Origin of the sequence: Pelistega indica (assembly GCF_000506865.1) — a bacterium.
Lineage (GTDB): Bacteria > Pseudomonadota > Gammaproteobacteria > Burkholderiales > Burkholderiaceae_B > Taylorella > Taylorella indica.
Genome location: NZ_AYSV01000110.1, coordinates 1 through 14,897 on the forward strand (window position 1 = coordinate 1; position 14,897 = coordinate 14,897).

The window sequence follows — 14,897 nt, forward strand, 5'->3', positions numbered from 1 at the left end:
GAGCGATGATATGACCTTGAGTGACTTTTGCAAAAGCAAACTCATCGTTGGTTGCAATCATTATTGGATATCCAAAGTCAAACAGGTGACTCCTCAGAGTTCCTAGATAACGTCAAAGTGGATTTATTCCCTGACTCTGTTTATGTGCTTACACCAAGAGGAAAAATTATTTCTCTACCACGTGGAGCTACACCAATTGATTTTGCTTACTCAATTCATACCAAAATTGGTACACATGCCGTATCCGCTATTATTAATGGTCAAGCGGCACCACTCAAAACTACCTTAGTGAGTGGAGATACGGTCGAAATTATCACCTCAGACTCAGCCACACCTAACCTACAATGGCTCAATTATGCTCGTACAGGCAAGGCTCGTTCTGAGATTCGTCATTATCTCAAAACAGTTAATTTACAAGAATCCATTCTTTTTGGTGAAAAACTCTTAATTCAAGCGCTTAAAGATTTGAATATCACTATGCCATCTAGAGATGATCCTCTATGGGCAAAACTGGCTAAAGAATCTGGTGCTTCTAGTATTGATGACATTCTCACTGATATTGGCTTGGGTCGTCGCTTAGCGTCTGTAGTGGCTAGACGCTTTGTTATTGATTCTCCAATGATTGCTACGAGTGCAACTGACCTAGATGAATTAAATGCTGCTCACTCAACTCAAATCCTTATCCAAGGTAACGAGGGACAATCTGTAACCCTTTCTCGATGTTGCTCTCCTCTACCTGGCGATAGTCTAATCGCTGTTGTACGCCCTGGCTATGGACTTGTCGTTCATACAGATGACTGCCCTGTTGCACTTAATCAACGCAAAAAAGAACCAGAACGTTGGGTTTCCGTTGGTTGGGATGATGAACCAAGTAAATTACTCACTACTCGACTAACAATTACCTTTGATAATGAAAAAGGTGTTCTAGGTAAAATTGCTGCTCAAATTGCTGCAGCGGATTCAAATATTGTCTACCTTAGCATGAGTGATGAAGCGTCTAAAATCGCCACATTAAATATCACTTTACAAGCAGAAAATCGTAAGCATTTAGCGCAAATCATTCGCTCAATACGTCAAGTATCTCAAGTGCGTAATATTGTACGTACAAAAGGCTTCTAATCATTTACATAATTTGTACATCCTGATACTTTCCAAAAGCCTGGCGATTTAGCCGTACCAAGAAAAAAGCTCATCAGTATTTGATGAGCTTTTTTAACTAACACTCTCTTATAGGCTAGTTTTTAAGATGATATAGCTATATCAGGACTTAATAATTAACGAAACGATAATGCACTATCTAAGTCTTCAAGAATTTGTGTCAAATCGCCACGCAACTGCTGAATTTCTTTAGCACTTAGTCGTACCGCACTATCCGTTCCTGCCATATCTCTCACTTCTCCAAGGCGATTACGTGCACCACTAATAGTGAAACCTTGATCATAAAGTAACTCACGAATCTTACGAATTAATAACACTTCATGATGTTGATAGTATCGACGATTGCCACGACGTTTAACAGGGCTTAGCTGTGTAAACTCCTGTTCCCAATAACGTAAAACATGAGGTTTTACATTACAAAGTTCTGATACTTCACCAATTGTGAAATAACGCTTTGCCGGAATCGGTGGCAAACTTTCTGTAGATATCAATTCTGTCTGTATTGTCATAATTCTTTTCTAATACGGTTCGAAGTTTCCTTATTTTACACGATTTTAAACCAATATTTTAAAGTACAGTATTAGGGTCTTCAATAATCGCTTTTAGTTTCTGACTGGCATGAAATGTCACCACACGACGAGCTTCGATAGGAATCACTTCTCCTGTCTTGGGATTGCGACCTGGTCGAGCAGGTTTATCACGCACCTGAAAGTTACCAAACCCAGACAGTTTAACTGAATCACCCTGAGCCAAAGACTCTTTAATTTGATCAAAAAACGTATCCACAATATCCTTTGCCTCACGTTTATTTAACCCTACAAAATCAAACAGCATTTCAGCTAAATCAGCTTTAGTTAGTGTTTTATTGTCAGCTTGCATTGTTTAACTTCCTTTTTTATTAACGTTGACGAACACCAAATTGTTCTATCCAAATAGCCAAAACCTTTGCCATACATTGCTCTACACGTGCATCTTCCAAAGTAACAGCAGGATCTTGTAAGGTAAAGCGGAATGCTAGACTACGCTCAGCAACCTCACTTTTAGCATCTTTCCAAATATCAAATAAATTAATATCTTGAATAATTGAGAGCTCAGGTACTTTACGACTTGCTTGCTGAATACTATCAATCAAAGACTGTACTGCGAGCGTATTTGGCGCCCATACAGCTAAGTCACGAATCACGATTGGTTGTTTTGATAGTTCTTTTGGCTGATGCAATGCTTGTGCTTTTAACGATGAAACTGTCACCTCAAACACAACTGGCGCATGATTAAGCTCATATTTTTGTACCCATACAGGATGAAGCTCACCCACAAAACCAACTACATTACCCTCTAACACAATCTCTGCACTACGCCCTGGGTGCAACGCAGGGTGATTAGTTAAAGGCACAAATGTTAATTGTGCAGCTGCACGACCATAAAGGTTTTCAACATCTTTTTTGACATCGAAGAAATCGACCTGACGAGCAGCCAGTCCCCATTGTTCGGGATATGCCAATCCCCAAGAAGCACCGGCAAGGTGTAAGGGTTGATCAACATTAGCCACGGTCAAATCACCGTCATGTACTGAAGCATTACGACTAAATACACGTCCCAACTCGAATACTTTCACTCTGTTTTGTTTGCGTTTAGCATTGTAAACAATATTCGCAATTAACCCTGCCGTCAAACCTGAACGCATCACAGCTAATTGGCTAGCAATTGGATTTAGTAAGGCAATAGGATCTTTATTCCCCATAAAGTCCTCTTCCCAAGCTCGCTCCACAAAACTGAAATTCACCACTTCTTGATAACCCTGAGCAGCCATCACTTGGCGCATAGTATGTTCACTACGTACAGTTTCATCCGTTGGTAGCATGATTGCCGGAACAATTGGTGCTACATCAGGAATATTGTCAAAGCCATAGATACGCGCCACCTCTTCAATCAAGTCCTCTTCGATTTCAATATCGAAACGGTATGACGGAGGCGTTACCGTAAATACATCATTTGCTTCTGTAAATACCAAACCTAATTGAGTAAAAATACTAGCGACCTGCTCTTTGCTAACAGCAATACCTAGAATTTTTTGGCAACGTGCTAAACGTAATTGTACGGGTTTACGCTCAGGCAAATTTAAAATTTGGTCATCAATAGGACCAGCTTGACCACCACATAGCTCAAGTACTAAGCGAGTGATGTATTCCATATGCTCTGTGACATGATGAAAATCTACACCTCGTTCAAAACGATGGCTTGCCTCAGATGAGAATTTAAAGCGACGAGCACGACCAGCAATAGCATCAGGATACCAGAAAGCACCTTCTAGATAGACATTTTTTGTCTCATCTGAAACAGCAGTTGCCTCCCCCCCCATAATACCAGCAAGACTTTCGATCGTATTGCCTGCAACAATAACACCTACTTCAGCATCTAATTCCACTGTTTGACCATTGAGTAACTCCAGACTTTCGCCCTCTTTTGCCCAACGAACACTAATATCACCATTAATTTTATCCAAGTCGAACATATGTGTAGGACGACCTAACTCAAGCATTACATAGTTAGAGATATCAACTAGAATAGAAACTGAACGCTGTCCTGCCGCTTCCAAACGTGCTTTCATCCAATCAGGTGTGGCTGCCTTAGCATTCACCCCACGAATCACACGACCAGCAAAACGACCACATAAATCAGTCGCTTGTACATTAACTTTTAGCGTATCCTGAATTGTCACAGGGACAGGTGTAAAATCAAATGCTTTTAATGGTGCATCAGTTAATGCAGCTACTTCACGAGCAACACCATAAATAGATAAACAGTCTGCACGGTTAGGCGTTAATTTGATTTCAATAACATTGTCATCAAGTTTTAAGGCATCACGAATATTTTGTCCTACAGCTAATGTTTCATCTAACACTAATAGACCTGAGCTTTCTTCTGAAATACCTAATTCTTTGGCTGAGCAAAGCATACCAAAAGATTCTTCACCTCTTAGTTTGCCTTTGGAAATCTTAAAATTTCCTGGTAATACCGCACCAATCGTTGCTAAAGGAACTTTGATACCTTTGGCGGCATTCGGTGCACCACATACAATTTGTAAAAGCTCACCAGTACCTGCATCAACCTGACAAATACGTAATTTATCCGCATTTGGATGCTGTGCGACCTCTTTGATTTCAGCGACAACAACACCACTAAAAGGAGGAGCAATAGGCTCAACTCCCTCTACCTCAAGCCCAGCCATTGTTAGGCGATGAGTTAATTCTTCTGTGTTTAAATTTGGGTTAGCAACTTCACGTAACCAAGACTCTAAAACTAACATGATTAATTATCCAAATAAGAAGTTACACGGTTAAACATTGAATTGCTTTAAAAAACGCAAATCACCTTCGTAAAACTGGCGTAAATCATTAATGCCATAACGTAACATTGTCAAACGCTCAATACCCGAACCAAACGCAAAGCCTACATATTTTTCGGGATCTAATCCATAATGGCGAATAACCACAGGATGCACTTGACCAGAGCCAGAAATCTCTAACCAGCGACCTTTATTGGGACCTGACGTAAACATCATATCAATTTCGGCTGATGGCTCTGTAAAGGGGAAGAATGATGGACGGAAACGCACGCATAAATCATCTGTTTCAAAAAATGCGCGTAAGAAATTCGTATAAACACCTTTTAAGTCTGCAAAGGAAATGTTTTCATCAATCCATAACCCTTCAACTTGATGGAACATCGGTGAGTGAGTAGCATCAGAGTCTACACGATACGTGCGACCGGGTGCGATGACCTTAATAGGTGGTTTGTGCATACGTGCATAGCGCACCTGCATCGGACTTGTGTGGGTACGAAGCAATAAAGGCAAGCCTTTTGCATCTTTCATATCCACATAAAATGTATCTTGCATGGAACGTGCAGGATGGTTTTCTGGATTATTGAGGGCGGTAAAATTTGTCCAATCATCCTCAATCTCTGGACCATCTGCCACAGCAAAACCAATTGATTTAAAGATTTGTTCAAATTAACGTTGCCATGTTTGAATCACTGGGTGAATACCACCCATGTCAATTCCTCTACCTTGTAGAGTCACATCAATCGTTTCTGCGGCTAGACGAGCATTTAATTCCGCTTGCGCAAACGCTTCGCGACGATCTTTTAGCAACTGTTCAATAGCCTGCTTAGCCTGATTAATACGTGCACCTTCTTCACGTTTTTCTTCTGGTGATAATTGGGCTAAACCTTTCATTAACGCCGTGATACTACCACTTTTACCTAGAAACTTGGCTTTTTCATTTTCCAAAGAAGCAGCATCAGGTGCATTTTCAAAACTGTGTTTTGCTTGTTGAATTAAATCATCGAGAGTCTGTGACATGACATTACCATACATTAAAAAAACAAACGGAGCCCAAATTTGAGCCCCGCCTGCAAGGGTTTTACAATCAATTTTTTAATAAATTAAAACACTGATTAAGCACCTAGGGCCGATTTAGCTTGTTTAACAATAGCAGCAAAACCTGCTTTGTCATTAACAGCCATATCAGCTAATACTTTGCGGTCTAACTCAATAGCTGCTTTTTTCAAGCCAGCGATAAATGCACTGTAAGTTAAACCTTGATCACGAACAGCAGCATTGATACGAGTAATCCATAAAGCACGGAAAGTGCGTTTTTTGTTGCGACGGTCACGGTAAGCATACTGACCGGCACGCATTACCGCTTGCTTAGCAACACGGAACACGTTACCGCGACGACCACGATAACCTTTAGCAGCATTAATAACTTTTTTGTGACGAGCACGTGCGGTTACACCGCGTTTTACGCGAGGCATAGTATTCTCCTATTAAGCAAAAGGCATCATCGCGCGAACTGAAGCCACGTTAGACTCGTGAACTGCAGCTGAACCGCGTAATTGACGTTTATTTTTTGTGGTTTTCTTAGTTAGAATGTGGCGTTTGAACGCTTGACCACGCTTAATTGAACCGCTACCGCGTACCTGAAAGCGCTTAGCAGCACTTTTCTTGGTTTTCATTTTAGGCATAATAAATAGTACTCTTAAAATGTTAACTTTAGGTGGTTAATCAAAAACACTAACTCTTGTAAGACCCAAGTTAATCGCTTGCCCCAAATTCGTTCGAACTTTAAAAAGCCTAAGATTGGAACAAGCTGATAATATTAACAGTTATTTCAAATTTTGTCTATAAACATAACAAAATCAATATTTTAACTGTTGTAATAATATCGTGCCATCAGCCTCTAAGTAATATGCTTACTAATAAAATCATATCCCCTTAATGGCAAAACCCTATCTCAATTCAATAGCAAAAATCATCTTATTTTGCACTAAGGATTAACAAACTCTATAGACCTTGTTTTTTACTGTGGTATTTCATACGATGTTTGAAATTAAGGTAAAATAGTCATGTTTATTTTCTGGGTGGAAGCATTATGCACACTATTTACAATCCTCTTGTTATTCGTTCCAAATCACTACTTCCTATCGTCCAAGGCGGTATGGGTGTAGGTATTTCTGCTAGCCAGCTTGCTAGTGCTGTCGCCAGAGAAAATGGTGTAGGAACTATTGCCAGTATTGATTTACGTCATTTACATCCTGATTTACTGGCTGAATCCAAAGCCAACCCCACCCAAGAAAATTACGATAGACTCAACCATATTGCCTTAGACCGTGAAATTAAAAAAGCCCTCGCTCAAGCTGATGGTAAGGGCATTATCGCAGTCAATGTCATGAAAGCGGTGACTGACTATCCTAATTTAGTAAAACAAGCCTGCGAATCAGGTGCTCAAGCTATTGTGATGGGCGCAGGTTTACCTCTTGAATTACCTGATTTGACTGCCGACCACCCCGATGTTGCACTATTACCTATTTTGTCTGAGTCACGAGGAATTCAAGTTGTCTTAAAACGGTGGATGAAAAAAAATCGCTTACCTGATGCAATCGTGATTGAACACCCTAATCATGCTGGCGGTCATCTCGGTGCTCAACAAATTTCAGATTTAAATAATGAACGTTTTAGCTTCCGTCGAGTGATTGAAGAAACGCAAGAAGTCTTTAAACAATTAGGACTAGAAAGCGAAAAAATTCCTCTTATTCTGGCTGGTGGTATGGCTCATGTTAAAAAAATCCGTACAGCTATCCAAGAATGGGGAGCAAATGCTGTTCAAATCGGCACCGCCTTTGCTGTAACTAAAGAAGGGGATGCACATATTAATTTTAAGAAAACACTGTCAGAAGCCAAGCCTGAAGATATTGTTGAATTTATGTCTGTTGCTGGTTTACCTGCACGAGGCGTGTTAACACCTTTCCTAAAAAAATACTTACAAACAGAAGCAAAGCTACAAGCCAATGCCAAAGCTGACCCACGTCGTTGCGTACAAGCATTAAATTGCTTACAAACATGTGGACTTCGGGATGGGATTAGTAAAATTGGACAATTTTGCATTGACCAGCGCCTAACCGATGCTTTAAATGGCGATGTGAGAAAAGGTCTATTCTTCCGCGGTAAAGACCCTCTCCCATTTGGTGATCAAATTCGCTCTGTTTATGAAACAATGTACTATTTGCTTACAGGCAAAGAAGCAAGCGTTGCATAAGTGTTGAAGTAAGATGATGCGTATTATGAAGAGCACTACCTAGGTGCTTTATAACGCATCATTAAGTAATGCATTATTAAGGCTTATAAATATCTAATTTCTAGCCAACTAAACCATTAGCCAAATAGCAACAACACGACTATTTGGCTTTTTATTTTTTTTAGAGCCCTACTTCTTGTTGCCATGCTCTAAATACAGCAATTCCAGCTTTTTTCAACGCTTCACCATATGTTTTCGCTTGCTCCCTGATTTCAGCAATATTGATTTTTGCCTGTGCTAACTCACATGCATGTCCAACCAGCCACAATTCAATTGCTTCAGCATCAGCCTCTAAATGAAATTGCAACCCTAATGCAAATTGTTGGTATTGAAATGCTTGATAATCACACACTGTCGTTTTTGCCAAATGCTGTGCCCCAGCAGGGATTTCAAATTGATCGCCATGCCAATGCAATACAGGCGTTTCATTCAATAACGCAAGCACACTTTTTTGTCCTTGCTCCGTCAAAATCAGCGGTGCATAACCAATTTCTTTTTTGCCTGTCGCATAGACCTTAGCACCCAAGACCCTTGCCATTAATTGAGCCCCCAAACAAATACCTAAAATAGGTTTTTTACTCGCTAATCTTGTTTGGATAAACTGTAATTCTGACTGTAAAAAAGGATAGATAGCCTCTTCATATACTCCAATCGGTCCACCTAAGACAATCAATAAATCTGGCTTAATAGCATCCAATTGTGAAAAATTAGCCAGAGGAGCTTCGACATACTCAATCGTATAGCCTTGATGTATCAACTCTTGTTCTAAAATACCTAAATTTTCAAACTGTAAATGACGTAATACTAAAACGGTTTTATTCATTACTTTCTACCTACAAATGCGTGTTATTTTCTGGCCAATAATGCCAGTCAGGAATATTTCTTGCGCCAAAAATAGCTTGACCAATCCGTACAATGGTGGCTCCCTCTTCAATAGCTATTTCAAAATCACCTGACATACCCATTGAAAGTTCTTCCAGTGACATCCCCTCTGGTAAATTATCTCGTAGAGAATCTCTTAATTGACGTAAAAGAATAAAGCAATCGCGTACCTTTTGTTGGTCCGCTGAAAATAATGCCAGTGTCATTAACCCTTTGACGTTTAACTGTTTAAAGGGTGCCAACTTTTCTATAAACGTAGCGACTTCCTGAGGTACTAGCCCATACTTGCTCTCTTCCCCTGACGTATTGACTTGAATCAATACATCAAGTGTACGATTGTGCTGTCGTAATCGTTCATTTAATTGCTCAGCCACTTTCAAACTATCCAATGCTTGGAACTCATCTGCAAAACGTGCTACATATTTAATTTTATTCGTCTGCAAATGACCAATGATTGACCATTTAATGGCTAGATCCTGCATCGCTTCATATTTGGCTAATGCCTCTTGAACCTTATTTTCTCCCATTGTCGTACAACCAAGTTGATACGCCATACGCAAGCGTTCTTCATCCACCGTCTTAGTCACTGGCAATAAACGTACAGATTGCTTATCTCGCCCCACACGCTCACAAGCAAGCGCTATTCGTGCTTGAATAGTCGCTAAGTTTTCTGCTAATTCTTCTATCGTATTGGCTTTACGGTATGGTGGTTTATTTAACATGTTGTTTACTCTACGACTTTTCTATACTGAATCATATCCATCTTAGTCGCTAATGTCGAATATAACCCTTGTGCTTGGATGTTATTCGCCCCTGTCACCCAATACACTCGGTGGCATTGATGTTCTTTAGCGTATGCATAGACAGTTTCAATGAGTTGACGTGCAATACCTTGCCGGCGAGCAGAAGCTACCACAAATAAATCCTCAATATAGATACAATGCCTATCACTCCACGTATGTGGATGCTTCACAATATGAATAAACGCAAGTAACTCACCTGTATTACTAAACGCACCCCACGCCTTTAATGCCTCACTTTGCGTTAAATTTTTCCAAGTATGTTGTGTAATAGATAGAGCTAATGTTTGATGATTAAATGTCAAATAATCCTGCCATAAGGACAACCACTGAGGATAATCCTCTTCACAGAGTAGACGAATCATCATGCTCCTACCACTTCCCTACAACTATCTAATAGACATAAGATTTTCTTCATTAAGGCTGAAACGCACCTACAAAAATAGCGGGATCCACTCGTACATTATTTAAACTAACATTCCAATGAAGATGTGGGCCAGTAGAACGTCCTGTAGAGCCAACCTTACCTAATAACTCACCTCTTTTTACGGCTTGCCCTTTTTTCACATCAATGGCGGATAAATGACAATACATGGTTACCATACCCTGTCCATGATCGACAAAAACCGTTTTTCCATTAAAGAAATAATCTGCCACAATCGTTACTATCCCATCCGCAGCAGCCTTAACCGGTGTACCTTGAGGAACAGCAATATCCAAGCCGGAATGAGGATTACGCTCCTGTCCATTAAAAAAACGACGCAAGCCAAATGGACTAGAATAATGTCCACCATCAACAGGTCTATCTAGTACAATATTACTTGGTTTTACTTCACGAAAATTCTTATAAGCGGCTAATTGCTCATTGAGTTCACGCTTAAAACGCGCTTCATCTTCAGCAGAAGGATTAACATGCTTATTACTTGAAAGCTTAATATGTTGTTCTTTGTATTTCTTACTTCCAACATTAAAACTCACTTGCGACTCTTTACCCTGACTACTTACTACCAGTGTTTGAGCTCCAGCAGAGGTTTTTAACGGAATACCAACAATTGCCAAGATATTTTGATCCGATTTAACCACTAAAACACGATTACCTTGATAACGAACTGTAGGTAATACCCCACCTTGACTATATGCATCAAGATTAACTACCGCTACCCCACCCGGCACAGGCTTATTGAGTCGATTTTCAATATAAGTATTTGCCCATGCCAATTGACTAATAACTAAGCCACTCAATGTAGAAAAAAGAAAACGAGAGAATTTCATATAACGACAATAAACCTTTGTATAAAATGAATAATACCTAAAGTAAAACTGGTATATGCTCACTACTGCCATCAAAAGATGGACAACTCGAATAGATAGAAGCTTATTGTAGCGTAGAAATGGAGGTGGTAAATTTATTCTATTCACTAAGATCTATTATTACCCCACTACTTCCATTGTTCACTAAAATACCACGATCAACACAAGGCACGTATTGAGCATAACCAGAAAAATTTTATCGAATAAATGCAGATCCAGTATAGGCTTCCAAAAACAATTAGCCCTCCAATCAAGGAGGGCTAACGATTGAATGCCCCATCCTCACGGTGCAGGCCTTACATCAATGAATTAAGTCTAACAAGCCAATGAAAAAATATTAACTCTTAAATCTTAGGCTACATTATTGAGTGATTTAATAGCTGATGTATAGCTTACATGAGTGATAATAATCCACTAATCCACGATAGAAAACATCCCTCCCTCTCTTCGTTTCATAATAGCTTTTTGTTTATCACGCACAGGTTTGAGTGTTGCCAATAAGTCATTTAACACAGCTGCTTGCGTTGGTAAGTGCTTCTTGACTTCAGTCATAGTTACCTCAGCGCCTTCAGGAACATCTTTAAATGTTAAGTACTTTTCCCATCCATAATATACAGGATAGTAGGTTGGTGTAACATGCGTTACAATCTTAGGTAACATAACATTAGCCATACGCAAGGCTCTTGCTGTTGGGTGTCCTTTGATTTTATGAATGGTGATTGAGTCATCAATCTCAGGCAAGAACTGCCCTTCGTCAACGATGCCTGCTGGTGTCAGCATCCATTTACGTCGCAGTTTATAGTCCGCCATAAACGCACCACCCATTAGCCTATTCACTATTTCGGCTAGCGTATTACGTTCAGCTACTAGTTTCCTCATCGATTCCTCAAGGTCATTCGTGTGTGCCAACAACTGGGTAATGGTGGCTCTTAACTTTTCTGGCGTTGCATCTGTTATATCAATAAGCATGACAAGTCCTTTTAATTTGTCATTAATATCTTTCTAATATCCCCTACTATTCGTATTCGGGGAGCTGCATGATTATCTGTATACCCAGAACTCATAGAGGCAGGCAGCACATCGCTGCATTGAGTTTTTTGACACAGACAATCGTACTGAGCGTATTTCTATTAATAAAAATACACATCAGTAAAATTCACTAATCATTGAATAATTTATATGGGTTTTATTTGGTGTTAATGCATGAGATAGAGATGGAAATCTTTCCTACATAATAGGAAACATACAACATGTGTATAGGTAATAAACATGTATAGGTGTAAATATAAATAAGTAAAAAATAAAGGCTGGTATTACCAGCCTCTCTGTATTACAGTTATCGTATCAGACGATACCTAGCAACTCGCATCAAGTAGCAAACTGCCATACTTGCCATCCTCAACGATATTGAAGTCAACTATCTGCGTATTGATAAACGTTTCCTCACTCACTACACCATCATAAAAGTCAAGATAAAGCTTGTTATCTTCCCCTGCATGGAAATACATCCAACACTCGTTATCTTTCTCATAAAACATTCCCGATACCCCTATGGAACTGTCAGGGATACCTGCCATCGAAAAGAATATATTGTACATCGCTTGCCCAAGTGCCCCTAGGTAGGGGCTTTGTGTAGAGCAAGGGTAAATAACTTCAGGCAGTTCGGGAACGTCTCGTTGTTCCTCATAGCTCATACTGTGCCCTCCTTGTGTAGTAAATGGGTATCTAAAAAGTGTATATAGTATCGTAAGTCGTCCATGTTGCGCTCGCCTAAGGCAATTACAATCTGTTTGTCGTTAGTGATCGATATCAAGAGTCTTTTTAATCCAAATAATTCTTCCATCGTTATGCTCCTAGTTGTTCATGTGTTGGTTGTGTTGGTTGGGCAGTGCCCTCAGTTGCTGCCGCCCGTATAGTGTTGACTAATTCTTGCTCAGTGATATACCCATCATGTGCTTGGTAGACAAGCTCCCATAACACATCCTCGCCGTAGTAGGTAATGGCATCCAATATAACGTTCTCATCAAGCTGCTTAAATGCCACGCTTAACCCTAGCTCTCCAATCTCCTCATGTAAGGCTTCGGCTTGGGCATATACATAATCTCCATACTCATCCTCATAGCCGTAGGTGTTTGCCCCTACGGTGTCGCTCCATCGCCATGATTGTGTTGGGTCACCTGTGACACCATACGTAGGACGCTCTGGTATTTCAGCTAGGTCTATCTCTGCGATAGTCTCTATAAGTGGCGTAGTCGTAATCTTTAAGGCTCCCTTGGTCTCAAGGTGCAATGGGGCACTCCATGCGTACGTGTTACTCATCCAGCGTCCACCCCATCGTACGCCTTGCTCCTCGTTAATAGTTACCATCTGACCTGAGGCGTCCAAAAAGGTAAACCGATTGTTGCCAATGAACTTGCCCAGCATCTCTTGGAATTGGTAGGTGAAGAGGATGCGTCGGTCGTGTTCCAGCATCGGTCGTAAGTAGTCACGGATAAAGTGCCACGTGTCTGATTTGGTGGTGTCCATCGCATTGCCAGTTGCTAGCACGCCGTTGTGCATCATCCACAGCGCACCGTCTTTGTGGTCCTCTCCGAACACCTCATACGGATGGGTGTTCTCATTATTGATATCGCCATGTGTGCGCCAACGCAAATGGATGGCACACTCGCGCCCATCGGCATGGTCTCTAAAGAGTTTAATAAAATCTTCGGCACATGTAGGCACGACTTTATGGACTTGTAAGCGTCCGTCCTCGACGTACATGACCCCAGCGCCGTCTGGGTTGTATGAATAAAAATCCTCCAGCCAATGGTCTGGTATGGATGGGGCAGTGGCTAATTGTGTAATTAATAAACACATAATTTTAATCCTTTCATTTGTTAAATGGTCTATTTATAGTGTGATACTGCCTTACGCAGCTACACGGTCAGGGGCAAAGCGTCCGTAGATTACTCGAGGAGCTTTCGCTCGTTTCTCTTTCTTCTTAGGTGTCTCATCACTAGCGGTGTTTGCACTGCTCACTTTGGTTGGTTTGTGTGCGGTAGTGGTAGCGTCGCCTGCATCACGCTCTACGATGTAAGGGCGTAGGTAACGTGTGAACTTCTCTTGTTTGACATCATTAACCCATGCCAAAAAGTCCTCAACCGTTAGCTGTTGCCAACTTGATTGCTTGGCGTAGAAATATAGGGCGTTTACGAACTCTAACGTTGCCATCACCGTGCTGAATTTGGTTGTTCCCCTGAAGAGTCGGAACTCAATAGTATCAGCGTTCTCAAAGTTCAACGCTTTGTAACGGTCCCCAGCATAAAGAAACGTACCTATAACCGCTTTTTGTTTGATGTACTGCGTAAAGGTCATATTGTGCGTTACTGACCCATCTTCATGGATATGTTTAGTCGCTTCATGCCATTTGTGTTTGAGGTAATAATAGGGATGTGTCGCTAATAAAGAGTCGTTGTAATAGTCACCTGACATCATCGCCTTATAGTGCGTCTCGTACATTTCTTTAGAGTGTTCAGAGCGTAGACTGTAGCTATTAGCTGCGCGACGAGCGATAGCATCCAAAAAGTCTTGGTTTTCAGGGGCATGGATAAATATGGCCAGTTTTAGCTGATGAATAATACTCATCCCAGACTTTGAGATATGTACGTGTAGCCCACATGTGCTAGTGTCATGACTACGTAATCCTTTAGTTACCTCTGGGTCAAGGATGGCATTTAACATCGCTTCATGGACGTCTAACCCTGTCCATGAGGTGACCATCTCAAAGCCACGATTAAGTGATCCATCGCTCTCTAGGCTAAGGTAGTAGTAAGACGTATCCTCTTGGCTATCGTAATAGTACTCTCCCGCTTCTAAGATATCACTGGCTTTATCGTATCGGTTATATCCGCCATTTACCTCAAACTCTAGCTCCAACCCTAATGCCACTGGGTTCTCCTCATCTAGGGTCTTGGAAGGGATGAACTCTATCACCCCCCGTGAGTCATGGTAATCTAAAATAAGTCTACCATCTGATGATTCATCGTCATCGTCATCGTCATCGTCATCGTCATCGTCATCGTCATCGTCGTACTCATACTCATCCTCTTCAGGTTGTTCATCCACC

General features: G+C 40.8%; 14 protein-coding genes and 2 pseudogenes. 2 read left to right on the plus strand and 14 right to left on the minus strand.

All coding sequences use genetic code 11. The annotated features are described in order from the left end of the window. Window positions 1-1,119 (plus strand): annotated as a pseudogene (locus V757_RS25110) (TGS domain-containing protein); the annotation flags it as partial. A 155-nt stretch (window positions 1,120-1,274) separates the two neighbouring features. On the opposite strand, the gene V757_RS25115 reads toward V757_RS25110, so the two are convergent. From V757_RS25115 to rpmI, 6 genes and pseudogenes are all read right to left on the minus strand, one after another. Next, window positions 1,275-1,667: a MerR family transcriptional regulator gene (locus V757_RS25115; RefSeq protein WP_023952483.1), complete on the minus strand. Its 393-nt coding sequence runs from the start codon at window positions 1,665-1,667 to the stop codon at window positions 1,275-1,277. A 58-nt stretch (window positions 1,668-1,725) separates the two neighbouring features. Further along, window positions 1,726-2,037: an integration host factor subunit alpha gene (locus V757_RS25120; protein ID WP_023952486.1), complete on the minus strand. Its 312-nt coding sequence runs from the start codon at window positions 2,035-2,037 to the stop codon at window positions 1,726-1,728. A gap of 19 nt (window positions 2,038-2,056) precedes the next feature. Further along, window positions 2,057-4,465, minus strand: coding sequence for a phenylalanine--tRNA ligase subunit beta (gene pheT, locus V757_RS25125; RefSeq protein ID WP_023952488.1), 2,409 nt, complete (start codon window positions 4,463-4,465; stop codon window positions 2,057-2,059). Window positions 4,466-4,495: 30 nt separating this feature from the next. Continuing rightward, window positions 4,496-5,521 (minus strand): annotated as a pseudogene (pheS, locus tag V757_RS25130) (phenylalanine--tRNA ligase subunit alpha). 95 nt (window positions 5,522-5,616) lie between these two features. Further along, window positions 5,617-5,976, minus strand: a complete 360-nt coding sequence (gene rplT, locus V757_RS25135) for a 50S ribosomal protein L20 (protein ID WP_023952490.1) — start codon at window positions 5,974-5,976, stop codon at window positions 5,617-5,619. Window positions 5,977-5,988: 12 nt separating this feature from the next. Next, complete coding sequence (gene rpmI / locus V757_RS25140) at window positions 5,989-6,186, minus strand: 50S ribosomal protein L35 (RefSeq protein ID WP_023952492.1); 198 nt, start codon at window positions 6,184-6,186, stop codon at window positions 5,989-5,991. Window positions 6,187-6,593: 407 nt separating this feature from the next. Here rpmI and V757_RS25145 point away from each other — a divergent pair, with 407 nt between their 5' ends. Further along, on the plus strand, window positions 6,594-7,757 hold the full coding sequence (locus V757_RS25145) for an NAD(P)H-dependent flavin oxidoreductase (RefSeq protein ID WP_023952494.1): 1,164 nt from the start codon (window positions 6,594-6,596) through the stop codon (window positions 7,755-7,757). A 160-nt stretch (window positions 7,758-7,917) separates the two neighbouring features. On the opposite strand, the gene V757_RS25150 is transcribed toward V757_RS25145, so the two are convergent. From V757_RS25150 to V757_RS28670, 8 genes are all read right to left on the minus strand, one after another. Beyond that, window positions 7,918-8,619, minus strand: coding sequence for a glutamine amidotransferase (locus V757_RS25150; protein ID WP_023952496.1), 702 nt, complete (start codon window positions 8,617-8,619; stop codon window positions 7,918-7,920). Window positions 8,620-8,629: 10 nt separating this feature from the next. Then, complete coding sequence (locus V757_RS25155) at window positions 8,630-9,400, minus strand: YggS family pyridoxal phosphate-dependent enzyme (protein ID WP_023952498.1); 771 nt, start codon at window positions 9,398-9,400, stop codon at window positions 8,630-8,632. A gap of 5 nt (window positions 9,401-9,405) precedes the next feature. Then, the gene (locus V757_RS25160; RefSeq protein WP_023952500.1) at window positions 9,406-9,846 is read right to left on the minus strand and encodes a GNAT family N-acetyltransferase; all 441 of its coding nucleotides are present in this window, start codon (window positions 9,844-9,846) and stop codon (window positions 9,406-9,408) included. 49 nt (window positions 9,847-9,895) lie between these two features. Beyond that, window positions 9,896-10,750 carry a M23 family metallopeptidase gene (locus V757_RS25165; RefSeq protein WP_023952502.1) on the minus strand — a complete coding sequence of 285 codons (855 nt, stop codon included), beginning with the start codon at window positions 10,748-10,750 and terminating at the stop codon, window positions 9,896-9,898. A 453-nt stretch (window positions 10,751-11,203) separates the two neighbouring features. Continuing rightward, complete coding sequence (locus V757_RS25170) at window positions 11,204-11,758, minus strand: hypothetical protein (RefSeq protein ID WP_023952504.1); 555 nt, start codon at window positions 11,756-11,758, stop codon at window positions 11,204-11,206. Window positions 11,759-12,144: 386 nt separating this feature from the next. After that, window positions 12,145-12,483: a hypothetical protein gene (locus V757_RS25175; RefSeq protein WP_023952506.1), complete on the minus strand. Its 339-nt coding sequence runs from the start codon at window positions 12,481-12,483 to the stop codon at window positions 12,145-12,147. Between the two features lie 151 nt (window positions 12,484-12,634). Beyond that, a complete protein-coding gene (locus V757_RS25180; RefSeq protein ID WP_147628876.1) occupies window positions 12,635-13,552 on the minus strand; it encodes a class II glutamine amidotransferase domain-containing protein in 918 nt (305 codons plus the stop codon). Window positions 13,553-13,699: 147 nt separating this feature from the next. Continuing rightward, window positions 13,700-14,897 (minus strand): amidoligase family protein (locus V757_RS28670; RefSeq protein WP_162146585.1); only part of this gene is annotated, 1,198 nt, incomplete at its 5' end.